This is a genomic window from Variovorax sp. P1_G12 (genome assembly GCF_056405555.1).
In genome coordinates, this window is record NZ_JBFUBW010000017.1 from 44,828 (window position 1) to 70,284 (window position 25,457).

Sequence of the window (25,457 nt, forward strand, 5' to 3'; positions counted from 1 at the left end):
CTTCGTGTACTCGCTGCCCCCCGAGGGGGCCCAGTCCGCCTTGGGGCGGCCCGGCGGCGGACTGACATGCTCCTCAATCTCTACCGCCGCCATCTCTACGTCCGCGTCTGGCTGGCGGTGGTGGCGGGCGTCTTCATCCTGACCCTCACGGCCAACTGGATCGTGCGCGAGGCCGCCGAGAGCGAGCGCGAGCGGCTGGCGCCGGTGCCGCGCGAGGTCGTGGTGCTCGATTCGCAGGACCGCCGCATCGGCAGCGGCAAGGCCATGCGCGTGCCGGGCCAGGGGCTGGAATTCGACGTCACGCTGAACGACGGCCGGACGCTCTCGCTGCAGGTGGCGCCGCGCGACCGCGGCCCGGGCGGGCCGCCGGGCATGTCGCCCTGGCGCACGCCTTTCGGCCTCGGCTGGATGGTGGCGCTGGTGGGCGTGGCGGTCGCACTGGGCGTCTACCCGATCGTGCGCCGGCTCACCAAGCGGCTCGAGGCGCTGCAGCGCGGCGTGCAGCGCTGGGGAGAAGGCGACCTGTCGGCGCGCGTGCCCGAAGACGGCCAGGACGAGGTGGCCGATCTTTCCAGCGGCTTCAATGCCGCCGCGGCCCGCATCGAACAACTGGTGCGCTCGCACAAGTCGCTGCTCGCCAATGCCTCGCACGAGCTGCGCTCGCCGTTGACGCGCATCCGCATGGGGCTCGAGCTGATGGGCGAGCGGCCCGGCCCGGCCGCGCGCCAGGAGATCTCGCGCAACATCGCCGAGCTCGACCAGCTGATCGACGAGATCCTGCTGGCCAGCCGGCTGGACGCCAAGGAAGCCGACATGGGCACCGTCGAGACCGTCGACCTCACGGGCCTCGCGGCCGAGGAATGCGCGCGCGTCGACGCCGACCTCGAAGTCAGGGAAGGCACCGACAGCGACGCCCTCACGGTGCGGGGCGTGCCGCGCCTGCTGCGCCGCGCGATCCGCAACCTGCTCGAGAACGCGGGCCGCTACGGCGCCGGCGAGACCAGCGTGGAGATCGGCAGCCGGGCCGGCCAGGCCGAGATCCGCGTCAACGACCGCGGCCCGGGCGTGCCGGCGGCGCTGCGCGAGCGCATCTTCGAGCCCTTCTACCGCCTGCCGGGCGCCAGCGAGCGCAACGGCGGCGTCGGGCTTGGCCTGGCGCTGGTGAAGTCGATCACCGAGCGCCATGGCGGCAGCGTGCGCTGCGAGGACCGCCCCGGCGGCGGCGCGAGTTTTGTAATCACCCTCCCGCACTAGGCTCGCCCCCAGGTTGGCTCACTTCGTGTAGCCGCCTCGAGTCGCTGCCAGAGGCAGCGGCTCTTCGGAGCCGTCCAAGCCTGCGCAGGCAGGCTTGGAGCCGCGGCTCCTCAGCCCCCTTCCGGGGGCAACACCAGCGGCCCGGCGGAGCCGGTTCCGCGGTGTTTCACCAGCACGGCCTGGCTTCGCCGGCCGGGCTCCGGGGGGCAGCGGCCACCTTCTAGAATCCGGCACCATGCTGAGATCGCAATTCGTTCGGGCCGCGGCCATGTTCTGGGGGCTCACGGTGTTCATGCCGGTCGGCGTCACCTACCTGGCAGCGCTGCTGCTGATCGTCGCGCTCGCGGCCGCCGGCGGCTGGCGCGAGCGGGCGGTGCGGCTGCGCCGCAACCCGATGTGGTGGCCGGTGATGGCCTACGTGATCTGGACGCTGGTCATTCTGGCGATCGGGCCGCACTACCCCGAGACAGCCTCGAACCTGGTGCACGGACTGCGCATCGCGGCCACCGTGCTGATGGCGCTGGCGCTCACGCGCGAAGAGGCGATCTGGGCCGTGCGCGGTTTCTGGCTCATGGGGCTCGCGAACATCGTCATGATCGCGCTGTACTACACGGTCGGCTTCCCGATGTGGGAGCCCTGGCGCGGCGTGCTGATCCTGATCGGCAACAAGTCGATCAGCAATGCGCTGCTGTTCACGATCATGGGCGCCTCCGCCGCGGTGTACGGACTCAAGTCGCTCGCCGAGCATCGGCCCTGGCGAGCCGTGGCGGCCTTCGCGCTGGTCCCGGCCGTGATCGCGATCATCACCTTCACGCTGCCTTCGCGCACCTCGCTGCTGGCGCTGCTGCTGGTGATCCCGGCCGCCTGCGTGCACCAGTGGCGGCGGCAGCTCAAGGTGCTGGCGCTGGTGCTGATGGTCGGCGGCGTGGTCGCCATCGGCGGGCTGTGGAACTCGCCGGTGGTGCAGCAGAAGTTCGCGGTCGGCATCCAGGAGATCGAGGCCGCGCAGGCCGGCGAGATCTCCGAGGCCAGCTGGGTGGTGCGCTACTACATGTACCGCGACACCGCCCGCATGATCATCGACCGGCCGCTCACGGGCTGGGGCATCGGCGGCTGGACCGAGCAGTGGCACCTGCGCGGGCCGAAGCTGCTGGACTACAAGAACATGCCCCACAACGACTTCCTCTGGATGGGCGCGCAGAGCGGTGTGCCGGGCGCCCTGAGCCTGCTGGTCATCTGCCTCGTGGCGGTCTGGGTGGCCTGGCGGCGCGACGACCTCGCCGGGCGCCTGGCCTTCGTCGCGACGCTGGTCATGCTGATCGCCACCAGCGTGAACTCGGCCCTGCGTGATGCGCAGATCGGGCTGGCGCTGCTGTGGGTGGCGATGGTCTACCTGCGGCTGGCGCAGGAGCCGGGGGATTCGTGGCGCGGGCTGGTGCCGCCGCGGCGAAATGGGGTGGCACCGGCCGCTGCACTTGCGCCGCTCTGATTTGGCGATCAGATTACGGTCTGACGAACATTTCGGAGAATCGGATGGACCACCCGTCTCATGCGGCACCGCAGCGCTTCGTGATCAGCCACCACCACGAGGCCGATTTCAAGACCGGTGGCTTGCGAGCCTACTCGTCCTACCGCGACCTGGGTGTCGCGGCTGCAACGAACGGGTTGGCTGATGCCCATGTGATCCGCATGGTGGCGCCGTTCCGCACCGAACTCAGCGTGCGACATCACCACGATGTGCAATTCCAGCTGGTCTACTGCCTGAAGGGCTGGTTCGAGACGGACTTCGAGGGCGTCGGACCGCAGCGGCTGGTCGCCGGATCGTGCTGGGTCCAGCCGCCCGGCATCCGCCACACGGTCGTCGGCTGGTCGGACGACTGCGAGCTCCTCGAGATCCTCATGCCCGCCGAACACGAGACGGTCAACGACGCATAGAGCCGAGCCGCGACGCCGGCCCGAGCTCAGCCCTCGAGGCCCCGCTCATAGCCCACGAACGGGCCGAAGAACACCATCTCGCCCTCGAGGCCCGCGGCGACTTCGTGCTGCTTGGGAAGCTCGTCGATGAACTCGGGCCAGGACTGGGCGACGTGGCGGGACCACTCGCCCGGGTCGAGCCGCGTGACCGGCCCCTGGGTGGCCAGGAATTCAAAGCCCTGGGACCTCAGCTTCGCCACCGCGAGCCGCATGGCGGCCTCCTGGTCCGCAGCCGTCGCGTAGGCCGAGACATAGGCGCCGGCGAGCGTCGACGGCAACTTGCCGTTCGAGCCTCGCCCGACCTTGACGTTGATGAGGAACAAGCCGCGCGCCGGAGGCGTCGGCTGCTTTGACTTGAACAAGCCAAACATTGGTTTCGCTCCCGGCGCCGTGCCGCCACGGCGCGCCTTCACGCGCTGCGCGCGAGACGCCCGGGCCAGCTCAGTGGTGGTGCCCCGCAGCCTCGCCCGCCTTGAGGCGGTACACCGTGCCGCAATACGGGCACTTGGCCTCGCCGGTGCGGGCCACGTCGAGGTAGACCTTCGGGTGCGCGCTCCAGAGCTGCATGTCGGCCTTGGGATTGGGGCAGAACACGCCGCCCTGGTCGTTCAGGTCCTTGGCGAGGAGTTCGATGGTGCTCTTGGCGGTGGACATCGTCTTCAGACCTTGGTGAGCCAGTGGGCGTACTTGGGATTGCGGCCGTTCACGATGTCGAAGAAGGCGTTCTGGATCTTCTCGGTGACCGGGCCGCGCGACCCGATGCCGATCTCGACGCGGTCGAGTTCGCGGATCGGCGTGACTTCGGCCGCGGTGCCGGTGAAGAAGGCTTCGTCGGCGATGTAGACCTCGTCGCGCGTGATGCGCTTTTGCACCACCTCGATGCCGAGATCCTTGCAGATGTGCAGGATGGTGTTGCGCGTGATGCCGTTGAGCGCGCCGGCCGAGAGGTCGGGCGTGTAGACCACGCCGCCCTTGACCACGAAGATGTTCTCGCCGGCGCCTTCGGAGACGAAGCCGCTGGCGTCGAGCAGCAGCGCCTCGTCGTAGCCGTCGTCGAGCGCTTCCATGTTGGCCAGGATCGAGTTGCTGTAGTTGCTGACCGCCTTGGCCTGCGTCATCGTGATGTTGACGTGATGGCGCGTGTAGCTCGAGGTCTTGACGCGGATGCCGCGCTTCATGCCTTCTTCGCCGAGGTAGGCGCCCCAGGCCCAGGCCGCGACCATCGCGTGGATCCTGTTGCCCTTGGGGCTGACACCGAGCTTCTCGGAGCCGATCCAGACCAGCGGGCGCAGGTAGCAGCTGTCGAGCTTGTTCTCGCGCACCACCTGTTTCTGGGCCTCGTTGACCTGTTCCTGCGTGAACGGGATCTTCATGCGCAGGATCTTGGCGCTGTTGAACAGCCGCTCGGTGTGCTCGGCCAGCCGGAAGATGGCGGTGCCGTCGACCGTGTCGTAGGCGCGCACGCCCTCGAAGACGCCGCAGCCGTAGTGCAGCGTGTGGCTCAGCACGTGGATCTTGGCTTCGCGCCAGTCCACGAGTTCACCGTCCATCCAGATCTTGCCGTCACGGTCGTCCAGTGCGGGGGGCAGCGCGCTCATGTCTTTGTCCTTCAACCGGGGGGTATGTCGCAAAAGCTTTCGATTTTACCGGCGACGACCGCAGGCGCGGCACCGACAATGGTCGGTTTTGCCAAACAGCCAGAAAAGGGATTCCGTGTCCGTCTTCAAGAACGTCATCGTTTACCGCATCGAAACCACGTGGTCGCAGTCGCTGGACCAGGTCGAACTGGGCCTCGGCACGCAGCGCTTCGCCCCCTGCAGCCCGTCGCAGGAAAGGTCCGCCGGCTGGGTCGAGCCCCGCGGCGAAGACCACGGCCCGCTCGCCGAATCGGTCGCCGGCCAGTGGCTGCTCGAATTCATGATCGAAAGCAAGACGCTTCCGGCCTCGGTGGTGCGCCGCAAGGTCGAGGAGCGCGCCGCGCAGATCGAGGCCACCACCGGCCGCAAGCCCGGCAAGAAGGAAAAAAAGGAGCTCAAGGAAGACGTCACCCACGAGCTGCTCCCGTTGGCCTTCACGCGGCACGCCCGGGTCGCGGTATGGATCGACCCCAAGGCGCACCGGCTGGTGGTCAACGCCAGCAACGCGGCGCGTGCCGACGAAGTGGTCACCAGCCTCGTGAAGTCGCTCGACGGCTTCGCGGTGGCGCTGGTCAACTCGCAGGTCGAGCCTGCGGTCGCGATGTCGGAGTGGCTGTCGAGCCAGGAGCCGCCCGCCGGTTTCACGATCGACCGCGAATGCGAGCTCAAGGCCACCGACGAATCGAAGGCCGTGGTGCGCTACGCCAAGCACCCGCTGGACATCGACGAGGTGCGCCAGCACATTGCCGACGGCAAGCGCCCGACCCGCCTCGCCATGACCTGGGACGACCGCGTCTCCTTCGAGCTGACCGAAGGCCTGCAGCTGCGCAAGATCGTGTTCCTCGAAGGCACGCTCGACGACGCGCCGGCCTCGGGCAAGGAAGACAACTTCGATGCCGACGCGGCGATCGCGACCGGCGAGCTGGGGCAGCTGGTGCCCGAGCTGCTCGAAGCGCTGGGCGGCGAGATGCGCCTGGGCACGGCGGCGGCGGTTGCGGCACCTGCTGCTTCGGCAGCGCCCAAGGCCGATGCCGAGGCCGCGCTGGTCGACGACGACTCGGCGCCGTTCTGATCCGGGCTGGCCGGCCCTAGACCGGCGGGCGCAGCGCGTCGGCGGCGCCGGGCTTGACGGCGTCGGCGCTGGGCGCATCGGCCGGCGACGCGTCGTCCTCGGCCACCGGGGGCCGCACCAGCGTCCATTCGGTGAGCTTGCCGCCCACGAAGGTGGCATCGACCCAGGAGCCGCCGGCATCGGTCCAGCGGAACAGCTCGGGCTGCTCGTTCTTGGGCGAGCGCTGCTCGCCGAGCGCGCGCGTCATCGCGATCACGTGCAGCAGGGTCACCTTGGGCTTGAGCTTGGCGTTGAGCATCACCGCGCTCGCGACCGTGCCGATCGGCCGGTCGGCGGCGCGCTTGAGCACCTGCATCGTGCGGTTGAAGTGCATCAGCAGGAACATGACGATGGCGCCGCCGACCAGTGCCACGCCGGCCCAGCCGTAGCTGCGATAGGCCACGCCGAGCAGGATGAGGCCGCCGACGGGGACGAGGATTTTGCTGAAATTCATGGGGCGATTGTCGCGCGGGCGGGATCGCCCTGATTTACGCCGCGCCGCCGCCGCCGGGGCTCTGCGCCATCGACGCAACAGCGAGCCCTACAAGGCGCGAAGAACGAGCCAGCCGATCGCGGCGATGCCGGCAAGGCCCGCCACCAGCGTCAGGCCAAAGCCCGGCGCCCGCGATTCGTCATCGCGGGCCATCCGCGCCGACGGTGGCGGCGCCGCTGGCGCCGCCTCGGCAAACGGGCTGAAGACCGCGCCGCCCCGCGCCGCCTCCCCGGCGGCCGCGTGGCTCGACGCCTCATCCCCTGACGGCTCCGCCGCGGCGGCGTTCGACACGACCGCGCCGGGCGAGCCGGGCAAACCGCCTTCGCCATGGGCCCATGGCCCGAACGCCGCGGCGGCCAGGACGACACTCGCGAGCCGAAGCCTGCGCATCCGGATGCCGGAGGGACGGCGGCGCCAGCTCAATCGTTGCTGCGTTCGCATTTGCGCGAATTGACCAGGCAGCCGGCGTAGTCGGGATCGTGCTTGAGCAGGAACATCGCACGCGCGGCGACCGCGGTGTCGGCGAAATCGCTGAACACCCCGTCGACGCCGGCCTCGTAGAACGCGAGGTATTCGTTGACCGGGTTGCCGCCGAAGCTGCCGGTCAGCCGCTTCTGCTCGCTGCGAAAGGTGTACGGATGCACCAGCAGCCCCAGACGGTGCGCATTGGCGATCACATCGGTGGGCGGCAGCAGGACGCGGTCGCGCTCGTCGACCACGCCGTCGCCCGTCACGTCGACGCAGGCCCCGCCCTGCACCGACTTGCAGGCGCTCGGGATCAGGTAGGGCTTCCACGGCCCGATGCCGTCGGCATAGCCCTTCACCTCCTGCAGGCCTCGCGGCGTCAGCAGGTCCTTGAACAGGCCGTCGCGGTTCGACACCACCCAGTCGTACGGCTTGTCGTAGGGCTTGCTGAAGTCGAGCGAGCCGTCGGGCTTGACGTCGTTGGCATCGACCAGCTGGATCAGCCGCACGCTGGTCTTGCTGCGCAGGTACCGGAGATTGGCGGTCTCGAAGGACTGGATGAAGACCGGCGCGTTGCGGTGGTTCCAACCGGCCGCGCCGAGCACGGCCAGCAGCCGGTCTTCCAGCGGCAGGCCGATGCCCTGGTGGTAGGTCGGATGCTTGGTCTCCGGATAGATGCCGACGCGGCGCCCTTCTTCGCGCGACTTGCGCTTGGCGAGTTCGATCACCTCGGCGAACGTCGGGATCTGGAACTTGCCATTGAAGGCCTGGTCGCGTTCGGGAAAGGACTGGACCGCGCGCAGCTGCTTGATCTCCGCCAGCGTGAAGTCGCTGGCGAAGAAGCCGTCGGTCGCGACCCCGTCCAGCATGACGGTGCGCCGCCGATCGGCGAACTGCGGCAGGCTCTTGACATTGGTGGTGTCGATCAGGTTGGGCTCGTGCCGCGCGATCAGCTGCCCATCCTTGGTGGCGACCAGATCGGGCTCGATGTAGTCCGCCCCCAGGGCGATGCCCAGTGCATAGGCTTCCAGGGTGTGCTCGGGCAGATAGCCGCTGGCGCCCCCTCGGTGGCCGATCACCAGCGGCGCGTTGTCGGCCCGACGTCGTGCCTGCTCTTGTTGCGCCACGGCAGGCGCCACGGATGCGAACAGCATGCCCATGCCGAGCAGGGCGGCGCAGAACTTCTTTGGGTGGGTCAAGGGAGATCTCCTGTGGGTGTGTGCCTCGGCACGGTAGGCGTCCTGCGTGACAACCGGATGAACCATGGGCGGCGGCGATCAGGGAACGGCGAGGACCTGGAGCGCGAGGCGCAGTCCGCGTTCATAGGCCTCGTCGGCCGGCAACGCACCCGATGGCCGCGCCGATGCCGCGGCGCCCGGCTCACTCGGCGGCGCGGGTGCGGCGGCGGTCTCGGAGAGCACTTGCCAGCGCGCGGCGGGCAGCATCAGGACCTCGCGGTCCGGCCCCGGCAAAGCCATGCCCGCAAGGCGTCCCTGGGCATCGAGCACCGGCCCGCCCTGCGGCCCGTCGGCGACCGGGATGCCCAGGCGCCGGAGTCCGGTGCTGCCCTGGAACGAGCCGAAGAAGCCCTGGCTGAGCCACGGCCAGGCGGGCACGGCGGCGCCCGACTCGGCATATTGCAGGGCAAAGCCGGGGCTTCCGGCGAAGGGATCGCGCGGCGCGACGGCCTGCGATGCCGTCGCGTCCAATGCGGCGTCGAGGCGCAGCACCGCGACGCCGAGCGCCTCCAGCGCGGGCAGGCCGGCGTCCACCCGTGCCCGGGTGGTCCGGCCCAGGCCATTGCGCACCCACAGCGTGCTGGCGGGCGCCAGCCGCACGGCGGCGTTCGGCACCAGGGCCAGCGTTCCATCGCCGATCAGGACAGCGCTTGCGATCACGCGCGCGGCGTCCGGCATCGCCGCCTGCCCTCGCTCCATCACGGCCTGCGGCGCCATCCGGTGCGGCGTCTGCAGCAAGGGCCCCGCCGCCACCGGCAAGGGCGCCGCGAAGGCGCGGCGGACCTCCAATGGCACCGGGTCCTGCGGCGATCTCTGGAGGGTGCCGTCCAGCACCCGCTGCGCGAACGCGTCCTGGCCGCCGACCCGCAGCAGCCACGCGTACAGCGCGCCGGCCGCTGCCGATTCGAGGTGCGCCCCCGAGGTGTGGGCGCAAAACGCGAGTGCACGCCGGTACTGGCCGGCCTGCATGTAAGCCCGCACCAGTCCCATCTCGGTGTCGGGTGCGTGCAGCATCATCGCGGCGCGGTCCAGCACGTCGGTGGCCGCCACGGTGTCTCCACGCGCGAGGGCCGCCTCGGCACTGCCCAGCAGTGCCGAGCGCGCCTCCATCAGCGCCGGGTCGCGCACCCGCATGTCCGTGATCGATGCGGCAGAGCGCGGCAACGCGCCGGCCGTTGCCGGCTGTGCATCGACCTGCGCGCCGCAGAGCCCGAGCCCGATGGCGACTGCGAAGCATGCGGCCCGATGGCTCAAGTCCAATCCTCGAACCGTCAGGGCAAGGCCGTGATGCGCGGGATCGCGAGGGCCGGCAGCGTCGGGTCGTAGGCCGGCTTCGGCGATTTGTAGCCGGCGTTGAAATAGGCCGTGAGCGCATCGACGTCCTGCGCGCCGCCCAGCACGCCGGTGCCGCCCAGCAGCACCGTGAAGCCGTCTCCGCCGCTGGCCATGAAGTTGTTGACGGTGACCCGGTAGGTCCTGGCCGCGTTCTGCACCACGCCGTTGGCGACGATCGTCTCGGACGCGCCGGTCGGCACCGGCGGCGTCACGGTGACATCGGTCGGCGTGAGCACCACGTTGACGATCTTCGAGCACGGCGCGGCGGAGGCGCTCCATGAATACTTCAGGCCGTTCGACACCTGCATGATGCGCTGCGCAGTCTGGCCCTGGCAGCCGACGAACTGCTGCTCCAGCAGGTTCTTCAGCTGCTGCGCGGTCAGCGTCATCGTGACCAGGCTGTTGCCGAACGGCTGCACCGTGAAGGCATTGCCGTAAGTCACGTGGTACGGGTAGCTGCTACCGGCGATCGCGAAGCCCGGGCTGCGCACCCCGCCCGCGTTCATGAAAGCCATCACCGCGCCGCCGAGCGCAGCGGGCTGCGTGGCCTGCAATTGGGCGTCGGCGATCAGGCTGCCGGCCGGCATTTCGCCGGCGCTGTTCGCGCTGTTGGGCAGCGGCGCGGCGATCGTGCCGATGACCTGGTTGGCCAGCGGCGACACCAGCGCGCTGTAACCGTCCACGATGTTCTTGACGCTGGGGTCGGTGCGGATGGCGTCGTTGATCGCGACGTCCGTGCGATCGACCAGCCGGTTGGTCGCCGACACCGCAAGCACCTTGTGCGAACGCGGATGCAGGGTCAGGTCGATGTCGCTCAGCACACGGCCGAAGGCGCTGGCGCTGGTGACGGGGACCAGGCGGCCCTCGCTGTTGGGCAAGCCCGTCGGACGCGGTGCGCTGACCGCCACGCCGTTGACGTTCTTGACGTCGACCGTGCTGGCCGAGCAGTTGTAGGCCGAGTGCGTGTGGCCGCTGATCACCAGGTCGACGCGGTTGTCGAGCCGCTTGACGATGTTGGCGATCTCGGAGTCGCTGCCGTCGACGTTCTTCAGGTTGCCGTCGCAGCCGTTGATGTCGCCGACGTTCGGGCTGGTCTGGAAACCGCCCTGGTGGACGAGCACGACGATGGCATCGACCCCCTGCGCGCGCAGGCGCGGAATCAGCGCGTTGACCGTGTCCGCCTCGTCGCGGAACTCCAGGCCCGCGACGCCAGTCGGCGTGACGATGGCGGGCGTGCCCTTCAGCGTCATGCCGATGAAAGCCACCTTCGCGCCGTGGAAGGTCTTGATGCCGTAGGGCGGCAGCACGGTGCGGCCGGTCGCGGTCTCGAACACATTCGCCGACAGCCACTTGAACCTCGCACCGTCGAAGGTGCCCGGTGCATTGGAGCCGAGGCCCTTGCAGCTGTTCGGATCGGGAACCCCGTTGCTGAGCTTGCAGCCGCCGTCCTGCAGGCGCTTCAGTTCCGCCGAGCCCTTGTCGAACTCGTGGTTTCCCACGGCATTGAACTCGACCCCGATCTTGTTCAGTGTCTCGACCGCAGGCTCGTCGAAGAACAACGCGGAGATCAGCGGCGAGGCACCGATGAAGTCGCCGGCGCCGACGACCACGTTGTGGACGTTCTGCGCCTTCAGGCGAGCCACGTAGGCAGCCATGTATTCGGCGCCTCCGACGGCCGGTCGCTGCGCCGCCGGGACCACGGTATTGACGCCGAAGGTACCGGGCGACTGCAGGGTGCCGTGGAAGTCGTTGAAGCCGATGATCTTGACCTTGATCGGCTCGAGCGGACCGCCGTGGCGGTCATCGGCCCGGTCCCGGTCTCGATCGTTCGAGGCGACCCCCTGGGGTGGTTCGTCTGAACGGGCGTGAACGTCGATGCTGGCCAAGCCGATGCCCGAGGCAACGGCGGTCATGGCGCAAGTCAGCACGAAGCGGCGGATCATCATGGAAGAGGCTCCTGGTCCATTGAAATCACGAGACGGCGATGCGGCGGGGATGCCGATCCCACGAGGGGATTCGGATCCACGGCGCGACTATCGATGCGACCGGTGACGGGACTGTGACGCGCTGCCATGCGGCGGCTGGCCGCCGCGCCGATCAGTGTCCCTTGGCCTCGGCGCGCGCGGGGACCGCGGTGATGACTTCAGCTTGCGCGCGGCTTCTGCCGGCGGGCGACTGCGCATGGACGCTGTCCGCGAGCAGCCAGGCGACCGCCGTGGTGGTGAGGATTCTGACGATGGGCAAGGTTTTCATACGATCGGTTCGCGCGCAGGAGCGTTGCGCGCGCCGAAGGCTATCCGGGCAACATGGCGCGGCGATGACGGTTTTCGAAAGCCTTGCGACGACGACGGCTTGATCGAAGCGCGAACCTGAGCACCGCCGGACGCGTCACGTCCCCTTGCGCAAGAACACGTGCGTCGCGCGTTCGCCGGCGACGGACTCCGCGCATTCATAGCCCAGCGCCGGCAGGTCGAGGCCCTGGAAGAGCGGCTCGCCCGAGCCGAGCAGCACAGGCTGCACGGCCAGATGCAGCTCGTCGATCAGTCCCGCATTGAGATACTGCCGAACCGTGGCCACGCCGCCGCCCAGGCGAACGTCGAGGCCGCCCGCCGCGGCCCTCGCCTGCTCCAGGGCCGCGTGAATGCCTTCGGTGACGAAGCGGAACACCGTGCCTCCGGCCATCGCGAACGGCGGCCGCGGATGGTGCGTGAGCACGAACACGGGGGTGTGATACGGCGGCTCGTTGCCCCACCAGCCTTTCCAGCTCTCGTCCGGCCACGGCCCCCGGACCGGGCCGAACATGTTGCGCCCGAGGATCCAGGCGCCGATGCCGGCAAAGCCCTGCTCGGCGATGCCGTTGTCGACGCCCGTCTCTCCATCGTCATGGCCGTGCATCCGGCGCCACAGGCGGGTGTGGAAGAACCACTCCATCAACTCGGGGCCCCGGATGCCGAGCGGATTCTGCAGATCCTGGCTCGGCCCGGCGCCGTAGCCGTCGAGGGAGATGGCGAAGCTCTGAACGCGGAGTTGGGACATGGAGTGGCTCCTTGCCTGATCAAGCCGGCCCGGGCATGGGCCAGCGCCCATTGTCCACAGGGCCGAAGACCCCAGGGTCATCGCCGGCGCTGCCGCCCTATCGCATGCCGAACGCGCGCATCACGCCGGCACGGAAGCTCTTCGAGCTGGACCCCGTCGTCCCGCTACGCCAGGCTCACCACTTGTTGCGCAGCTCGCGAAGCTTGACGAACACGGTCTTCGGGTCCGGCTTCTCCGGCAGGTCGGGAAAGACCTCGCGAAGCGCCGCGATGACGCTCGGGCTGGACAGGCGCAAGAAGGTGTTGATCTGCTTCTCCTCGCGCAGCGTCGTGACGCGGGCCCTGGCCGGGTCATGCCCCGTCATGGCGGGCAACAGCGCCTTGGCCGCCGCGTTGTCGGGCTCGCGCGCGAGGGTGAAGCGCAGATTGTTCTCGATGTAGTCGTGGCCCGGGTAGACGCGCGTGTCGTCGGGCAGCTTCGCGAGCTGGTCGACGAAGGTGGTGTACAGGTCCTCGGGATTGCCGCCGTTGTGGCAGTTGCCCGCGCCGGCGTTGAACAGCGTGTCGCCGGAGAACAGCGCCGGCTGCTCGGTGTGGGATCGCAGGCAGATGTGGCACATCGTATGGCCGGGCGTGTCCAGGCATTCGAGCTCGACGGTCTTGCCGACCTTGATCACGTCGCCGGCCTTGACGCCGCGATCCACGCCCGCGATGCGAGAGCCCGACTGGTGGTGCGCAATCACCTTGGCCCCGGTCGCCGCGACCACCGCCTCATTGCCGCCGGTGTGGTCGTGATGCTCGTGCGTATTGAGGATCTGCGTGATCTCCCAGCCCTTCTCCTTGGCGGCGGCCAGGCATTTCTGGTGGTCCAGGGGATCGATGGCGAGGGCCTCGCCGCTCTCGGGGCAAACGATCAGGTAGTTGTAGTTGCGGTAGGCGTTGCCGGTCCAGATGCGCTCGACGATCATGGGATGCTCCAGGTGTCACAGGGTGTGCGAGTGGGAAGCATACCGTCGGCGCTTTCAGCGGTCGATGAAGCCCATGTGCGCCTCGGACAGGCGCGGCTGGCGCACCGGCGCGTTCGCCAGCGCGGCGTCGAGTTCGCGCACATCGTCGGCGGTCAGTCGAAGGTCCGCGGCACCGAGGTTCTCGTCCAGCCGGCCGAAGCTGCGCGTGCCCGGGATCGGCACGATCCACGGCTTCTTCGCCAGCAGCCAGGCCAGGGCGGTCTGCGCCAGGGTCGCGCGCTGGCGCTCGGCCACCTTCGCGACCAGCGCCAGCAAGGCCCGGTTGGCCTTGAGCTCCTCGGGCGCGAAGCGCGGAAAGGTGCTGCGCAGGTCGGCGTCGCCGAACGTGGCGTCGTCGCTGACCTTGCCCGTCAGGTAGCCCTGGCCCAGCGGACTCCAGGGCACGAAGCCGATGCCCAGTTCTTCCACCGTCTGCAGCAGGCCGTGCTCGGGATCGCGCGTCCACAGCGAGTATTCGGACTGCAGCACGCTGACGGGTTGCACGGCGTGGGCACGCCGGAGGGTCGCGGCGCTGGCCTCGGACAGGCCGAAGTGCTTCACCAGGCCCCGTGCCACGAGATCCTTGACCGCGCCGGCGACCTCCTCGATCGGCACCTCGGGATCGACCCGGTGCTGGTAGAACAGGTCGATGGCCTCGACCTTCAGCCGCTTCAGCGAGGCTTCGGCGACCTTGCGGATCTGTTCGGGGCGGCTGTTCAGTCCGACGATCCGGTCGTCCCGGATGTCGAAGCCGAACTTGGTCGCGACGACGACGCCGGCGCGGAACGGGGCGATCGCCTCGCCCACCAGTTCTTCGTTGACGTACGGGCCATAGGCTTCGGCCGTGTCGAAAAAGGTCACGCCGAAATCATGGGCGGCGCGGATGACGTCGATCTGCTCCTCGCGGCTCAGGGACGTCGGGCCATAGCCGAAGCTCATGCCCATGCAGCCGAAGCCAAGGGCCGAGACTTCGAGACCGCTGTTGCCAAGCTTGCGTTTTTTCATGGGTCCACTCATTGGTGAGGTCGAAGGGACGAAGGTCCCCCGTGGCTTGCCGCTGCGCGGCGCCACTGGCATGCGTACGGATCGATTTGCGGGTTCGGCGGGGGCGCGGGTGCCCCCGACTCGTCAGCCGCTTGCTCGGCCCAGCTGAAGTTCGCGCAGACGCTTGACGTCGCGTGCGGGTGGCGAGCCGAAGAAGCGGCTGTATTCGCGGTTGAACTGCGACTGGCTGTCGTAGCCGACGCGGTGTCCGGCGGTCGCGGCGTCCACGTGTTCGCCGATCAGGATCCTCGACCCGCAGTGGCTCCTGAAACCGGCGCGAGAGCAGACCGATGGCCTGCGTGATCCGCTGGCTGTGGCTGTCGACCACGGCCATCTGTGCCAGCCGCCAGCCATCGGGCGACCTGAGCAGGCGGTACAGGATCTCGCGGGTGATCAGCGGCGCCAGGGCGGGCACGTCCTCGGGCGAGGCCAGCAACTTGACCAGGCGCAGCAGCGGGTCCAGCAGCGTGGAGGAGATCTCGCCCGTGAACATCCCGCGTTGCGAGGCTCGCACCGGAAGCACTTCGCGCAGCTTGAGCTCCAGCGCCAGCGCGGCAATGTCCTTGACGTCGAAATCCAGCCGCAGGCCAAGGTACGGCGCCTCCGGCGATGCGTCGATCACCTGGCCCGCCACGGGCAGGTTCTGTGCGACCACCAGGTAGTGGCTGCTGTCGTAGACGTAGACCTCGCCACCGAGCAGGACGCGCTTGCTGCCCTGCGCCAGCACGCAGAAGGCCGGCTCGTAGACCGAGTGGACCGGATGCTGCGTGTGCGAGGCGCGGGCCAGGATGAGGCGCGGTATCGCCGTCGCATGGGCGCCGTCGGTACCGGTGTGCCGGTCGATCAGGGCGGCCAGCTCGGCCCGCATGACCGTGGCCTGCAGTTGATTGGCAGATCGATCGTCTCGCAGTGCCTGATGGGTGGAGGTCAGCATGTGCCGTAGCTTAGGCATCTCGCCGCCGCTTGTCTCGACGCCTGGGCCTCTGCCGGAGGATCGTGCAAACATCGCCAAGAATCCTGCAAGGCTGCCCAATCTGCCGACGCCGCAGGTAGCGCCGCCGATGAAGGCGGACCCCGTCCGCCGCCACTGGCCGGACTATCCCTAGCTGGTCGCGCGACCGGCAAGCGGCTATAAAGCCGTCGGCGGGTCTGTCGCAGCCGACTCGTCCCAGCCACTCCAACAACAAGTTCGGCGAGGAGACATCCAATGCAAGCTCGACTCAAGGCGGATTCGAAACGCGCCTTCTCCACCCATGGCCGGTTCGTGGTTCGCCACGTGGCGCTGGCCGTCTTGATCGCGGCGCCGGTCTTCGCATTGGCCGCCGGGGTCAGCGTGAAGCTCGATTTCTCCAGTCCGACGACGAGCCCGTTTCCGAGCGACCGCTTCACCCAGCCGGACTGGACGCAGAACACGTTCAAGCGCGTGAAGCTGCCCAAGCCGAACTGCGCCGTGATGGTGTCCGATTGCGCCGACATCGACGTCCTCAACACGCTCGACGGCTTCAATACGCAGCCGCGCATCAGCGTGCCGTTCACCGGTGAGATCGACCTGAAGACCGTCACCAGCGAGACGCTGTACCTGGTGAACCTGGGCGACACGCTCTCGGGCGCCGGCTTCGGCCAGAAGGTCGGCATCAACCAGGTGGCCTGGGACGTCGCCGGCAAGACGCTGGTGGTCGAATCGGAAGAACTGCTGCAGGAGCACTCGCGCTACGTGCTGGTGGTCACCAACGGCATTCGCGACAAGGCCGGGGACCCCCTCGATGGCGGGGCATTCGCTCGGCTTCGCCAGCCGACCGACCGCGGCGAGGCGCAAGACCGCGACACGATGGACTATCGCGGGGCGCTGCAGAACGCGGACCGCTCGATCCCGCAGGGCCGGCACCGCGCGGTCGCGCTGAGCCTGTTCACCACGCAGAGCATCAGCGCCGACCTGCTGAAGATCCGGGATCAGATCAGGCGCTCCAATCCGGCGCCCGTGAATTTCATGATCGGCAACGACGGCACGGCGCGTGCCGTGTTTCCGGTCGCCGGCCTGGCTGGAATCCAGTGGGTGCAGCAGACCGGGACGGCCCCGGCGTTCACTCCATCGCCCGTCCCGACGACGGCGCTGGGCGTGGTCCCGGGCGCGGTCGGGCGTGTGGCCTTCGGCAAGTTCAGCTCGCCCGATTACCTGAACACGGCCAGAGTCATCCCCGCCACCGGCACCTTGACCGGATTTCCGGTGCCTCAGTCGAGCAACGAGCTGGTGGTCGAGATGTTCCTGCCGAGCGGTGCCCGGCCGCCGGGTGGTTGGCCGGTGGCGATCTTCGGCCATGGCTTCACCGACAGCATGTACGGCGCACCCTGGACCGTCGCATCGATGTTCGCGTCCAGAGGGATCGCAACGATGGCGATCAGCGTCGTCGGCCACGGTGGCGGCGCCCTGGGCACGCTCAACGTGACCCCGCAGGCCGGCGCTCCGGTCGTCGTGCCGTCGGGCGGCCGCGGCTTCGACCAGGACGGCAACGGCGCGATCGACTCCACCGAAGGGGTCAGTGCGGTCGGGTCGTCGACGATCGTGTCCAGCCGCGACGGCCTGCGCCAGACCGTGATCGACCTGATGCAGCTGGTGCGGCAGATCCAGGTCGGCATCGATGTCGACGGCGACGGCTCGGTCGACATCGACAAGAGCCGCATCTACTACGCCGGGCAATCCTTCGGCGGCATCTACGGCACGATCTTCCTCGGCGTGGAAGGTGCCGTCAGGGCCGGTGTTCCCAACGTGCCGGGCGGCTCGATCCCCGAGGTCGCGCGCCTGGGCGGGTTCCGGGTGCTGACCGCGATCGCGTTGGCAACGCGCCAGCCGCAACTGCTCAACCTGCCGCCGACGCCGAACGTGCCGCCGCCTTTCAATCTGAACTTCAACGAGAACATCCCGCTGCGCGATGTTCCGCCACTGGTGAACGACGTCGCAGGCGCCAGCGCGATCCAGCAGGTGCTCGAACACAACACGTGGGTACAGCAGTCGGGCAATCCGGTGTCCTATGCCCCGTACATCCGCCGGCAACCCCTGCGCGGCAACGGGGCCAAGCCGGTGATCGTGCAGTTCGCCAAGGGCGACACCACGGTTCCGAATCCGACGACCACCGCGATCCTTCGCGCGGGACAGCTGGCGGACCGCGCCATGTACTTCCGCAACGACCTGGCCTTTGCCGCGACCGGCGGGGCCATTCCCAAGAACCCGCACACCTTCCTCACCAACATCGGCAACCCGGCGGCCGCGCCGCTGGCTGTCGCGGCCCAGGCGCAGATCGCGGTGTTCTTCGCGACGGACGGCGCGCAGGTCATCGACCCCGACGGTGCCGGCCCGCTGTTCGAGATGCCGGCCGGCTTGCCGTTGCCCGAAACGCTCAACTTCCTGCCCTGATCCGGTCGGGCCGCGGCGCATCGACTCGCCGGCGCTCAGCCGCGCGTGACCTCGATGCTGTACAGCCCCCAGGGGCACAGGGCGAAGCGTTCCTTGAGCGGCTTGTCCTTGAACGCGGCGAGCGTGTCGGCCTCGTAGACGGCCCACTGCGGGCCCAAGCCGCCCAGCGCGAGCGGCGCCCCGTCCATCTCGGTGGCCACGATCATGCGGTAGCTGCGCGCATCGGCCATGCGCAGCGGCACGACATAGCCGTCCACCGCGCGAAGTCCGAGCATCACTTCGCCGGCCGGCGCCACGCCCGCCGACTCGAGCACGCGGGTCAGCAAGGGACCCGCGAGCGAATGCATCTTGGCGTCGTACTCGAGCGTCGCCTTGATTCGAACCACCGGCAGGCGGCGCAAGGCCTCGGCATCGAGCACGTACGCCTTGTCGAACTTGACGCCATGCTTGACCAGCAACTGGTCGAGCGCCGGATCGACGGGGCCACGGTTGGTCTTGCCTACCGCTCCGCTGACGGTCAGGAGACCGGGACCCTGGCGCGGCGGGTCGGCCGCCCATGCGCGAGTCGCGGGCACCAGTCCGGCGAGGGTCGCGGTCCCGAGAAAGCGTCGTTTGTTCATCGCGCGATTGTGGAGCGCTACGCTTGCATCCGTCCACCGCCGTCTTTCCCGCTGACCAGCCCAGGAGACCGAACCCCATGAGCCCCATCCTCGTCGGCCTGATCGTATTTGGCTGCACCTTCTGCGGTGCGCTCGCAGGCATCGCGCTCCACCGCAAGCTGCCCTTGCACCACAAGGAAGCCGACTCCAACGACGTCATCAAGCTGGTGCTGGGCCTGATCGCGACCATCTCCGCGCTGGTCATGAGCCTGCTCATCGCCTCGGCCCATACCGCGTATGCCACGCAGGAGTCCGAGGTGCAGGCGCTCGGTGTTCACATCGTGCAGCTCGATCGCGTGTTCGCCAGCTATGGCCCGGACGCGGGGCAAGCACGCAAGACCTTCCGCCATCTTGTTGCGGCCAGACTCGAACAAGCGTGGCCGGACAGGGGTGGCGCGAAGCTGGCCTCCAGCACCCTGCGCGTGACGCGCGAATCGGACGAGGAACTGATCGAGCATGTGGTCAACCTGCAGCCGACGACGGACAGCCAGCGCTTCGCGAAGAGCCGCGCCTTGCAGCTCCTCACCGACATCGGAGACGCGCGCCAACTCCTGTACGAACAGGCCGGCGGCTCCATTTCCTGGCCGTTCCTCGTGGTGCTGGTGTTCTGGCTGGTCGTCCTCTTCGTGGGGTTCGGCTTTCTCACCCGCAGCAACGGGACTGTCCTGGTGGCACTCTTCATCGGCTCGCTCTCGGTCGCGGGCGCGATCTTCCTCGTCCTGGACATGAATCAACCCTTCAGCGGCCTGATGCACATCTCCAATGCCCCGATTCGCCTGGCCCTGGAGGCGATCAGCCGATAGCGGCGATGCCGACACCGGCCGGGCCGGAGCCGGTGGCCGCGGCAAGGAAGTGGATCGCGGTCCGATCCGATGGAGGCCGCGAAGTAGGACACTGCTGACATACAGCGCGCGGCAGCGGTGCAAAGTGATGCCTGCGTCTGTCCCAGGGAGTTGCGACCATGTCGGTTGTTTGCGAAGTCTGCGGAAAATCGAACCGCGCCAAGTCCAAGTACTGCACGGGCTGCGCTCACCCGTTGCCCGGGTCCGGGCTTTCCCGGGTCGACCCGGTGATGGCGTTCCGCCCGTCCTCCGGTGGCGCTCCGCGCGCCGACGACGGCCACCAGCCTGGAGGCGCTGCCATCGTTGCCCTGCCGGCCGAAGCGGCCTCCTTCTGGCTGCGGGCCGGCTGCGTCGGCCTGGCGATGATTCTCGGCTTCACGCTGTGGTGGATGGAGGTCACGCGCAAGCCGGGGGTGCCGCCGCTGCACACGCGGCTCCTGGCCATGCTGGCGCCGGCGCCGAGCAAGTCGCCGATCCCCTCGGCAGCTCCGGAGCCGCCCGCCGAATCGACGCCGGCGGACTCGCCGGATCAGGCACCTCCGACCCCGGCGGCCCCAGCAGCCCCAGCGGCCCCGGCCGCCGTCGCGGAAAGGCCCTCCACGGAGGCACCGGCGAAGCCCGCCGAGACCCAGGCTTCGCCGACGCCGGGTCCTGAAGCCAAGGTCCGGGCCACGGCCCGACCGGCGGCCCGGCCATCCTCTGCACGCCGACCATGGGTCGAGCCCTCGACCACGGCGGAAGAACGCGCGGCCGCACGGGCCGGGCCCGACCTGGGCCCCCCTATCGCGCCCGGACCCGGGCCGCAGTACGGCAGCACGCACTCGGCCGCGCCGCCCGTCGCCGATCTGGGACCGCCCATCGCCCCCGGGCCGGGGCCGCGGTACGACTTCTCGCGCGCTCCGGTGCGAGCGCCCTCGTCGAGGGCTGCGGAGCCGCCGCCCCCGCGTTGACTCGCGACTTTCAGGCGCCTACGACGCCTTCGCCTGGCCGTCGAGGCGACGGTTGGCGTCCATGGCATAGACGACGTGCTTGTCATCCGCCGACTTCTGATGGCCCCCGCTGTCTCCCGAAGGCAGGGATGCCGAGCCGTAGACCTCGCGCTCGAGCCTCTTCGCGCGCTCCGCGTACATGCGGGCCAGAGCGCCATGGTGCTCGGCGGCGGCCTGATGCTCGATGCGCGCCATCTGCGCTTCCTCGAGCAATGTCATGACACGCCGCAGGTGGCCGTTTCGGCTGGGCTGAAAGATGCTGAACATCCGACCCTCCTTCATGGGAAGCCATTGAAGAACATGCTTTGTACTTCAATCGTGCCGGTTGCGCTTGCGCCTTGGGCCAAAGAGGTAGGCTGTCCGGACGACCAGGGCGCGGCGGACGCCCTCGTTCAGAAGCGGTCCGCCAACCCCATCGCCGGATCGCTCACCGAGTGCCGGCCGGTCTCGATCCGGCCGGCGAAGCGCCGGTAGAAGGCGGGATCGGCATCGCAGGTCACCACGAAGTCGTACCACTGGCCGCTGGCGTCCAGGCTCCAGCGCATGCTCTTCTGGTCGCCCCCCTTGACCCGAATGCCCGACGCGCCGTTGCGATCCATACCGCGGCCCTCCTGGCCCTCGTGGTCGTCGCGATCCTCTTGGTCACCGGCCCCATGGGCATCGGGGCGCGCGTAAACCTTGTTGGACTGGACGGTGAAGCGGCAGTCGCGCCGGCCGTCGTTGCGCAACTGAAGGTAGAGGTCGCCGCGGCGCTTCTCGTAGCCCACGCGGATTTCGGGCAGCGCCACACCCCCCGCACGCAACCGGTTCAGGTCGCCCTTGAACTGGCGGTGGAAGCCGTTCGGCCCGAGCACCCACAGGTCGTACAGGCCGGCGTTGTCGGCCATGGCGGCCCAGTGGCCGTCGAGCTGCTTGCCGGGCTCGACCACGTAACGGCGCGGCAGGCGGTCCGCCAGGTTCAGCTTGTCGTAGACGTGGAACACGGCGGCGGCCTGGCCGCTGTTGGCGAACAGCAGCTGCACGCGGCCGTTGACCGAGTCCGTGCGCGCGCTGGTGTGGAGCTCGTAGGGCAGCGCGCGCGAGGGACGCACGCCGGTGGCCTGCGCCGGCAGCGGGAGGTCGGCCGTCGGGATGATCTTCGGCAGCGCCTGCTGGGCGGCGGTCAGCGCATCGGCCTCGCCCTTGGTCGTGCGTCCGGCCAGGGTGGGCAGCGGCTCGTTGTTCGGGCGCTCGAAGTTGAAGGCGCTGGTGAGGTCGCCACAGACGGCGCGGCGGTACTTGCTGATCTGCGGCTCGGCCACGCCGAAGCACTTTTCGAGGAACAGCAGCGTCGAGGTGTGGTCGCAGACCTGCGAGTTGACCCAGCCGCCGCGGCTCCAGGGCGAGACCACCCACATCGGCACGCGCGGGCCGGGGCCGTAGGGCCGGCCGTCGATCGCGGGCTGGTTCGAGGTCGCCGGCGCGTAGTTGTGATATTCGACGGCCACGTCGGCGTCGGCCAGCGTGCAGCCGCCGGCCAGCGTCCCGTCGGCATTGCGCGACGGCACCGCCGGCGACGGCAGGTGGTCGAAGAAGCCGTCGTTCTCGTCGAAGTTGATCAGCAGCACCGTCTTGCTCCAGACCTCCGGGTTGGAGGTCAGCGCGTCCAGCACTTCCTGCACGTACCAGCCGCCCTTGGCCGGACTCGACGGTCCGGGGTGCTCGCTGTATGCGGACGGAGAAATGATCCACGACACCGCGGGCAGCTTGCCGTTCTTGATGTCTTCGCGGAATGTTTCCAGGAAGCCTTGCGGCATGGTGTTGCCGAAACCCTTGGCCAGCGGGCTGAGCGCGTCGTCGATGACCGGGTCATAGAGCGGGCCGGCGGCAGTGACCGGCTGCGTGATGTCCGTGGCCGCGACATAGACCGGACGGCGGGCCACCGGCATCTGCTCGATGGCAGCGCGCCAATGGCGGAAGCCCATCATCTCGTTGCAGCCGAAGTTGTCGATCAGGCTCTGGTAGACCTTCCACTTCACGCCGCCCTTCTCCAGCCGGTCGGCATAGGTGGTCCAGGTCCAGCCCTGGGTGGCCGGGCCGATGTCGTTGCCGCCGTTGAACTGGTTGTTCAGGCCCGCCACCTCGACCCTGCTGCCGTCGACCGGGCTGATGCCGTTCGGGCCGTTGGTGCCGCTCCAGTAGAACAGGCGGTTCGCGATGGTGCCCGTGTGCATGCCGCAGTGGTAGTGGTCGCACAGCGTGAAGGCGTCGGCCAGCGCGCGCTGGAACGGAACTTCCGCGGTGTCGTAGTAGCCCATCGACAGCAGGTTCTTGGCGTCCGGCCACTTGAACATGCGGCCGTGATCCCACGCCGCCTGCGAATCGGACCAGCTGTGGGGCGTGCTGCCGGCGCGTTGCGCGTTGCCCTTGCTCTCGTCGAGGCGGTAAGGCACGTAGGTGCTGGGCGGCGTCGTCTTGGTGTAGGTCTGATGGAAGATGTTCTTGCCGTTGGGCGCGGGGACGGTGAAACGGTCGCCATAGCCGCGCACGCCCTTGAAGGTGCCGAAATAGCTGTCGAAGGAGCGGTTCTCCTGCATCAGCAGCACCACATGCTTGACGTCCTTGATGGTGCCGGTGTCGTGGTGGGCGGGGATGGCCAGCGCGCGGCGGATGCTGGGGGGAAAGGCGGCCAGCGTGGCGGCGGCGATGCCGGTGCCGGTGGAGCTCTGGAGAAACTTGCGACGTGTGGTCATGGCAGGGTCGGTTTCGAGGATTGGAACAGGCGTCAGGGGGCGTAGCTCACGCTGGGCTCGCCGCTCGCGTCGGACGCGGCCGGGGCGGGCTGGGTGGCCTTGCTGGCCGTGCCGGCACCGGCGGTGCCGGTGGCAGCGTTGGCTCCACCAAGGCCGCCGCCTTCGCCGCCACCACAGGCGGCCAAGGCGCAGGCCAGGATCGACAGCGCGACCGGCGCGCGCAGGATGGACCAGGGATACATGGGGGCAACACTCCGTTTCTTGGAATCGAGGGTGCTCGACGAACGGCGGTGTCGCCGGCGCGTCGAGGCATTCCAAGACTAGGCAGTCGCCGTGACGTCGCGATGAAGCGACGATGACATCGCGCGCGAGGCGCGCGTGCATGGGCTGCCGTACGAGCGGTCGGCAGGGTGAGCCCGGTGCGCCGACCTAGGGGTGCGCAAAGCTGGCGTCAGGACGGCCAGCGGCCGTCGCGCGACAGCTCCCGAGCAGGCGAGGCACTCCGAGGTCCGAGAGAAAAGCACATTTCGGCGTCGTCGACTTCGCCATCGATGACGCGGCAGCGCGTTCCGGGCGACAGGATCTTCGCGTCCTTGAGTGCTTGCACTTCGGCCCGCAATTCGGCTTCGATCCGTGACAGAAAGCTCTGGATCCGCGCCAGTTGTTCATCGGACAAGCGGGTCACGCGTGGCTCCTGCGGCACTGCCTCAAGGGGTTGTGGTCCGCATGAAGATGCGCTCCATGTCCTGCTCGAAAGGCTCGCCCGTGCACGCGACCAAGGCCAGCACCGAGCCCGCCAATGCGACCAGCAGGCAGGCTCCGACGAGGAATTTCTCTCGCCGCAGTGCCTTGGCCTGCGCGGGCGTCTGCTCGGGATGGGTAGCCGGCAACTCCGGGGCGTTCCCGGTTCGCGACGCATCGAACCACTCGCTGTCGAGCCACTGCGCCTCGCCCGACGAGCGCTCGAAATCCATCTTGGATGGCATCTCGCAGTTCCTCCCTGAAAGGCTCGGCAGCCGTCACCCCACGACCTGCGACACCTGCGCCTGGAGACTGCTGGCTTCCACGCGCACGGTCGAGGCACCCGACCATAAACGCCCAAGGACCATCGGTCTGTTCGATACCGCACTTAGCAGCCTGGCGCGCGGGCGCGAGGCGGGGTCCCTCGCCTCGCCTTCGACGCGCCCGCATCACCCCGCGGCACGACGCGTGCTGCGAGGAAGCAGTCGGTCGTATTCCTTCCTGACCACCTCGTAGCATTCGCAGGATCGCTTCTCCAGGCCAGGCCGGTCGAGCACCGTGATGCGGCCACGCGCGTAGCGAATCAGTCCCGCGGCCTGCAGCTGAACCGCGGCTCCGGTCACCCCTTCGCGACGAACCCCAAGCATGTTGGAGATCAGTTCCTGGGTCATCGCCAGAACGTCACCCGGCCGACGATCGAGGCTCAGCAGCAGCCAGCGGCACAGCTGCTGGTCGAGGGAATGGTGGCGATTGCAAACGGCCGTCTGCGACATCTGCGTGATGAGCGCCTGCGTATAGCGCAGCAGCAGGTGCAGCACGGGGCCGCCCCGATTGAACTCGTCCTGCAGCGCCTTGGCGCCGAGCCGGAAGCCCTTGCCGGCACTCTGGACGACGGCGCGGCTCGGCGTGGAGCCGCCCCCCATGAAGAGCGAAATCCCGACGATGCCATCCTTCCCCACGACGGCGAGCTCCGCGGAGGCGCCATTCTCCAGCACGTACAACAGGGAGATGATGGCGCTGGTCGGAAAGTACACATGGCTGAGCGTCGCCCCGGGCTCGTAAAGCACGTGGCCGAGCGGCAAGTCGATGAATTCGATCAATGGCAACCAGCGCGCCAATTCGGCGTCGGGCAGCGCTGCGAGCAAGTCGTTCAATCGCGCATCCGTGGCGGTCACCATGGCAAGACTCCCGCGCTTCGACCACCGGAGAACACCTGAAAACAGCCTCGCGACAGGCGCGAGTTTCAGAAACCGGCGTCCGTACGGTAGGTAACATAGAACGCCTGCGGCGCGAGAGTCAAGAGGCAGTTCCCCCTAGGCCGCCACGCCCCTCTGCACATCTGCCTTGGCACCCGATTCCTCGCCGTGAGCGCCGGGCGGCGGCGCCGGCGCGAGATGCAGGCTTGTCGAACGAACCCGACATTTCCGGGGCCGGCCGAGGTCATTTGTCCCCTGCATCCCGGGCTTTGGGGGGCGTCAATAGAATCCGTGCC

Annotated in this window: 27 protein-coding genes; 7 read left to right on the plus strand and 20 right to left on the minus strand. The window is 68.7% G+C overall.

Annotated elements, in window-relative coordinates:
- Positions 1–66: 66 nt before the first annotated feature.
- The 3 genes from AC1D2O_RS20065 to AC1D2O_RS20075 all read left to right on the plus strand — a co-directional run bounded on the left by AC1D2O_RS20065 (position 67) and on the right by AC1D2O_RS20075 (position 3,189).
- Positions 67–1,254 carry a HAMP domain-containing sensor histidine kinase gene (locus AC1D2O_RS20065; RefSeq protein WP_478087065.1) on the plus strand — a complete coding sequence of 396 codons (1,188 nt, stop codon included), beginning with the start codon at positions 67–69 and terminating at the stop codon, positions 1,252–1,254.
- 235 nt (positions 1,255–1,489) lie between these two features.
- Positions 1,490–2,743: an O-antigen ligase family protein gene (locus AC1D2O_RS20070; protein WP_478157788.1), complete on the plus strand. Its 1,254-nt coding sequence runs from the start codon at positions 1,490–1,492 to the stop codon at positions 2,741–2,743.
- A gap of 44 nt (positions 2,744–2,787) precedes the next feature.
- On the plus strand, positions 2,788–3,189 hold the full coding sequence (locus AC1D2O_RS20075) for a cupin domain-containing protein (protein ID WP_478091162.1): 402 nt from the start codon (positions 2,788–2,790) through the stop codon (positions 3,187–3,189).
- Positions 3,190–3,215: 26 nt separating this feature from the next.
- On the opposite strand, the gene AC1D2O_RS20080 is transcribed toward AC1D2O_RS20075, so the two are convergent.
- The 3 genes from AC1D2O_RS20080 to AC1D2O_RS20090 all read right to left on the minus strand — a co-directional run bounded on the left by AC1D2O_RS20080 (position 3,216) and on the right by AC1D2O_RS20090 (position 4,826).
- Entirely contained in the window at positions 3,216–3,599 is a 384-nt protein-coding gene (locus AC1D2O_RS20080) for a hypothetical protein (RefSeq protein ID WP_478091164.1), read from the minus strand.
- A 70-nt stretch (positions 3,600–3,669) separates the two neighbouring features.
- Positions 3,670–3,882 carry a zinc-finger domain-containing protein gene (locus AC1D2O_RS20085; protein WP_442285544.1) on the minus strand — a complete coding sequence of 71 codons (213 nt, stop codon included), beginning with the start codon at positions 3,880–3,882 and terminating at the stop codon, positions 3,670–3,672.
- Positions 3,883–3,887: 5 nt separating this feature from the next.
- Entirely contained in the window at positions 3,888–4,826 is a 939-nt protein-coding gene (locus AC1D2O_RS20090) for a branched-chain amino acid transaminase (RefSeq protein ID WP_478091165.1), read from the minus strand.
- 115 nt (positions 4,827–4,941) lie between these two features.
- Here AC1D2O_RS20090 and AC1D2O_RS20095 point away from each other — a divergent pair, with 115 nt between their 5' ends.
- Positions 4,942–5,937 (plus strand): recombination-associated protein RdgC, encoded by a 996-nt coding sequence (locus AC1D2O_RS20095; protein ID WP_478091166.1) that lies wholly within the window; start codon positions 4,942–4,944, stop codon positions 5,935–5,937.
- A gap of 16 nt (positions 5,938–5,953) precedes the next feature.
- On the opposite strand, the gene AC1D2O_RS20100 is transcribed toward AC1D2O_RS20095, so the two are convergent.
- The 10 genes from AC1D2O_RS20100 to AC1D2O_RS20145 form a co-directional block, all read right to left on the minus strand.
- Positions 5,954–6,430, minus strand: coding sequence for a glycerate kinase (locus tag AC1D2O_RS20100; protein WP_478091168.1), 477 nt, complete (start codon positions 6,428–6,430; stop codon positions 5,954–5,956).
- An 87-nt stretch (positions 6,431–6,517) separates the two neighbouring features.
- Positions 6,518–6,910 carry a hypothetical protein gene (locus AC1D2O_RS20105; protein ID WP_478091169.1) on the minus strand — a complete coding sequence of 131 codons (393 nt, stop codon included), beginning with the start codon at positions 6,908–6,910 and terminating at the stop codon, positions 6,518–6,520.
- Positions 6,889–8,133, minus strand: coding sequence for a glycerophosphodiester phosphodiesterase (locus AC1D2O_RS20110; RefSeq protein ID WP_478157789.1), 1,245 nt, complete (start codon positions 8,131–8,133; stop codon positions 6,889–6,891). Before AC1D2O_RS20110 ends, AC1D2O_RS20105 begins: the two co-directional genes overlap by 22 nt.
- Positions 8,134–8,211: 78 nt before the next feature.
- Positions 8,212–9,426: a tetratricopeptide repeat protein gene (locus AC1D2O_RS20115; RefSeq protein WP_478091172.1), complete on the minus strand. Its 1,215-nt coding sequence runs from the start codon at positions 9,424–9,426 to the stop codon at positions 8,212–8,214.
- Positions 9,427–9,443: 17 nt separating this feature from the next.
- Positions 9,444–11,453 (minus strand): bifunctional metallophosphatase/5'-nucleotidase, encoded by a 2,010-nt coding sequence (locus AC1D2O_RS20120; RefSeq protein ID WP_478157790.1) that lies wholly within the window; start codon positions 11,451–11,453, stop codon positions 9,444–9,446.
- Between the two features lie 151 nt (positions 11,454–11,604).
- Positions 11,605–11,760 carry a hypothetical protein gene (locus AC1D2O_RS20125; RefSeq protein ID WP_478157791.1) on the minus strand — a complete coding sequence of 52 codons (156 nt, stop codon included), beginning with the start codon at positions 11,758–11,760 and terminating at the stop codon, positions 11,605–11,607.
- Positions 11,761–11,895: 135 nt separating this feature from the next.
- The gene (locus AC1D2O_RS20130; RefSeq protein ID WP_478087477.1) at positions 11,896–12,543 is read right to left on the minus strand and encodes a dihydrofolate reductase family protein; all 648 of its coding nucleotides are present in this window, start codon (positions 12,541–12,543) and stop codon (positions 11,896–11,898) included.
- A gap of 175 nt (positions 12,544–12,718) precedes the next feature.
- Positions 12,719–13,510, minus strand: a complete 792-nt coding sequence (locus AC1D2O_RS20135; protein ID WP_478087479.1) for a hydroxyacylglutathione hydrolase — start codon at positions 13,508–13,510, stop codon at positions 12,719–12,721.
- A gap of 54 nt (positions 13,511–13,564) precedes the next feature.
- The gene (locus AC1D2O_RS20140; RefSeq protein WP_478087511.1) at positions 13,565–14,494 is read right to left on the minus strand and encodes an aldo/keto reductase; all 930 of its coding nucleotides are present in this window, start codon (positions 14,492–14,494) and stop codon (positions 13,565–13,567) included.
- Positions 14,418–15,527, minus strand: a complete 1,110-nt coding sequence (locus AC1D2O_RS20145) for an AraC family transcriptional regulator (RefSeq protein WP_478157792.1) — start codon at positions 15,525–15,527, stop codon at positions 14,418–14,420. Before AC1D2O_RS20145 ends, AC1D2O_RS20140 begins: the two co-directional genes overlap by 77 nt.
- A 273-nt stretch (positions 15,528–15,800) precedes the next feature.
- Here AC1D2O_RS20145 and AC1D2O_RS20150 point away from each other — a divergent pair, with 273 nt between their 5' ends.
- A complete protein-coding gene (locus AC1D2O_RS20150) occupies positions 15,801–18,002 on the plus strand; it encodes an Ig-like domain-containing protein (RefSeq protein WP_478087481.1) in 2,202 nt (733 codons plus the stop codon).
- A 35-nt stretch (positions 18,003–18,037) separates the two neighbouring features.
- On the opposite strand, the gene AC1D2O_RS20155 is transcribed toward AC1D2O_RS20150, so the two are convergent.
- The gene (locus AC1D2O_RS20155; protein WP_478087482.1) at positions 18,038–18,622 is read right to left on the minus strand and encodes a putative pterin-binding protein; all 585 of its coding nucleotides are present in this window, start codon (positions 18,620–18,622) and stop codon (positions 18,038–18,040) included.
- 77 nt (positions 18,623–18,699) lie between these two features.
- On the opposite strand from AC1D2O_RS20155, the gene AC1D2O_RS20160 reads away from it, so the two are divergent.
- Together AC1D2O_RS20160 and AC1D2O_RS20165 are read left to right on the plus strand one after the other, a co-directional pair.
- Positions 18,700–19,464, plus strand: coding sequence for a bestrophin-like domain (locus tag AC1D2O_RS20160; protein WP_478087484.1), 765 nt, complete (start codon positions 18,700–18,702; stop codon positions 19,462–19,464).
- A gap of 158 nt (positions 19,465–19,622) precedes the next feature.
- Positions 19,623–20,453, plus strand: a complete 831-nt coding sequence (locus AC1D2O_RS20165) for a hypothetical protein (protein ID WP_478087486.1) — start codon at positions 19,623–19,625, stop codon at positions 20,451–20,453.
- An 18-nt stretch (positions 20,454–20,471) separates the two neighbouring features.
- Here the strand turns inward: AC1D2O_RS20165 and AC1D2O_RS20170 are convergent, their stop codons facing one another.
- The 6 genes from AC1D2O_RS20170 to AC1D2O_RS20195 form a co-directional block, all read right to left on the minus strand.
- Positions 20,472–20,759 carry a hypothetical protein gene (locus AC1D2O_RS20170; protein WP_478087487.1) on the minus strand — a complete coding sequence of 96 codons (288 nt, stop codon included), beginning with the start codon at positions 20,757–20,759 and terminating at the stop codon, positions 20,472–20,474.
- 125 nt (positions 20,760–20,884) lie between these two features.
- Complete coding sequence (locus tag AC1D2O_RS20175; RefSeq protein WP_478087489.1) at positions 20,885–23,224, minus strand: phosphocholine-specific phospholipase C; 2,340 nt, start codon at positions 23,222–23,224, stop codon at positions 20,885–20,887.
- Between the two features lie 32 nt (positions 23,225–23,256).
- Positions 23,257–23,466 carry a hypothetical protein gene (locus AC1D2O_RS20180; RefSeq protein ID WP_478087491.1) on the minus strand — a complete coding sequence of 70 codons (210 nt, stop codon included), beginning with the start codon at positions 23,464–23,466 and terminating at the stop codon, positions 23,257–23,259.
- Positions 23,467–23,675: 209 nt separating this feature from the next.
- Positions 23,676–23,909: a hypothetical protein gene (locus AC1D2O_RS20185; protein ID WP_478087493.1), complete on the minus strand. Its 234-nt coding sequence runs from the start codon at positions 23,907–23,909 to the stop codon at positions 23,676–23,678.
- A gap of 22 nt (positions 23,910–23,931) precedes the next feature.
- Complete coding sequence (locus AC1D2O_RS20190; RefSeq protein WP_478087495.1) at positions 23,932–24,210, minus strand: hypothetical protein; 279 nt, start codon at positions 24,208–24,210, stop codon at positions 23,932–23,934.
- A gap of 204 nt (positions 24,211–24,414) precedes the next feature.
- A complete protein-coding gene (locus AC1D2O_RS20195) occupies positions 24,415–25,143 on the minus strand; it encodes a Crp/Fnr family transcriptional regulator (RefSeq protein ID WP_478087496.1) in 729 nt (242 codons plus the stop codon).
- Between the last annotated feature and the right edge of the window lie 314 nt (positions 25,144–25,457).

Coding starts and splice junctions, on each gene's coding strand:
- AC1D2O_RS20065 (WP_478087065.1), top strand. CDS start 67: ATGCTCCTCAATCTCTACCGCCGCCATCTCTACGTCCGCGTCTGGCTG.
- AC1D2O_RS20070 (WP_478157788.1), top strand. CDS start 1,490: ATGCTGAGATCGCAATTCGTTCGGGCCGCGGCCATGTTCTGGGGGCTC.
- AC1D2O_RS20075 (WP_478091162.1), top strand. CDS start 2,788: ATGGACCACCCGTCTCATGCGGCACCGCAGCGCTTCGTGATCAGCCAC.
- AC1D2O_RS20080 (WP_478091164.1), bottom strand. CDS start 3,599: ATGTTTGGCTTGTTCAAGTCAAAGCAGCCGACGCCTCCGGCGCGCGGC.
- AC1D2O_RS20085 (WP_442285544.1), bottom strand. CDS start 3,882: ATGTCCACCGCCAAGAGCACCATCGAACTCCTCGCCAAGGACCTGAAC.
- AC1D2O_RS20090 (WP_478091165.1), bottom strand. CDS start 4,826: ATGAGCGCGCTGCCCCCCGCACTGGACGACCGTGACGGCAAGATCTGG.
- AC1D2O_RS20100 (WP_478091168.1), bottom strand. CDS start 6,430: ATGAATTTCAGCAAAATCCTCGTCCCCGTCGGCGGCCTCATCCTGCTC.
- AC1D2O_RS20105 (WP_478091169.1), bottom strand. CDS start 6,910: ATGCGAACGCAGCAACGATTGAGCTGGCGCCGCCGTCCCTCCGGCATC.
- AC1D2O_RS20120 (WP_478157790.1), bottom strand. CDS start 11,453: ATGATGATCCGCCGCTTCGTGCTGACTTGCGCCATGACCGCCGTTGCC.
- AC1D2O_RS20125 (WP_478157791.1), bottom strand. CDS start 11,760: ATGAAAACCTTGCCCATCGTCAGAATCCTCACCACCACGGCGGTCGCC.
- AC1D2O_RS20130 (WP_478087477.1), bottom strand. CDS start 12,543: ATGTCCCAACTCCGCGTTCAGAGCTTCGCCATCTCCCTCGACGGCTAC.
- AC1D2O_RS20135 (WP_478087479.1), bottom strand. CDS start 13,510: ATGATCGTCGAGCGCATCTGGACCGGCAACGCCTACCGCAACTACAAC.
- AC1D2O_RS20140 (WP_478087511.1), bottom strand. CDS start 14,494: ATGGGCATGAGCTTCGGCTATGGCCCGACGTCCCTGAGCCGCGAGGAG.
- AC1D2O_RS20145 (WP_478157792.1), bottom strand. CDS start 15,527: ATGCTGACCTCCACCCATCAGGCACTGCGAGACGATCGATCTGCCAAT.
- AC1D2O_RS20150 (WP_478087481.1), top strand. CDS start 15,801: ATGCAAGCTCGACTCAAGGCGGATTCGAAACGCGCCTTCTCCACCCAT.
- AC1D2O_RS20155 (WP_478087482.1), bottom strand. CDS start 18,622: ATGAACAAACGACGCTTTCTCGGGACCGCGACCCTCGCCGGACTGGTG.
- AC1D2O_RS20160 (WP_478087484.1), top strand. CDS start 18,700: ATGAGCCCCATCCTCGTCGGCCTGATCGTATTTGGCTGCACCTTCTGC.
- AC1D2O_RS20165 (WP_478087486.1), top strand. CDS start 19,623: ATGTCGGTTGTTTGCGAAGTCTGCGGAAAATCGAACCGCGCCAAGTCC.
- AC1D2O_RS20170 (WP_478087487.1), bottom strand. CDS start 20,759: ATGTTCAGCATCTTTCAGCCCAGCCGAAACGGCCACCTGCGGCGTGTC.
- AC1D2O_RS20175 (WP_478087489.1), bottom strand. CDS start 23,224: ATGACCACACGTCGCAAGTTTCTCCAGAGCTCCACCGGCACCGGCATC.
- AC1D2O_RS20180 (WP_478087491.1), bottom strand. CDS start 23,466: ATGTATCCCTGGTCCATCCTGCGCGCGCCGGTCGCGCTGTCGATCCTG.
- AC1D2O_RS20190 (WP_478087495.1), bottom strand. CDS start 24,210: ATGCCATCCAAGATGGATTTCGAGCGCTCGTCGGGCGAGGCGCAGTGG.
- AC1D2O_RS20195 (WP_478087496.1), bottom strand. CDS start 25,143: ATGGTGACCGCCACGGATGCGCGATTGAACGACTTGCTCGCAGCGCTG.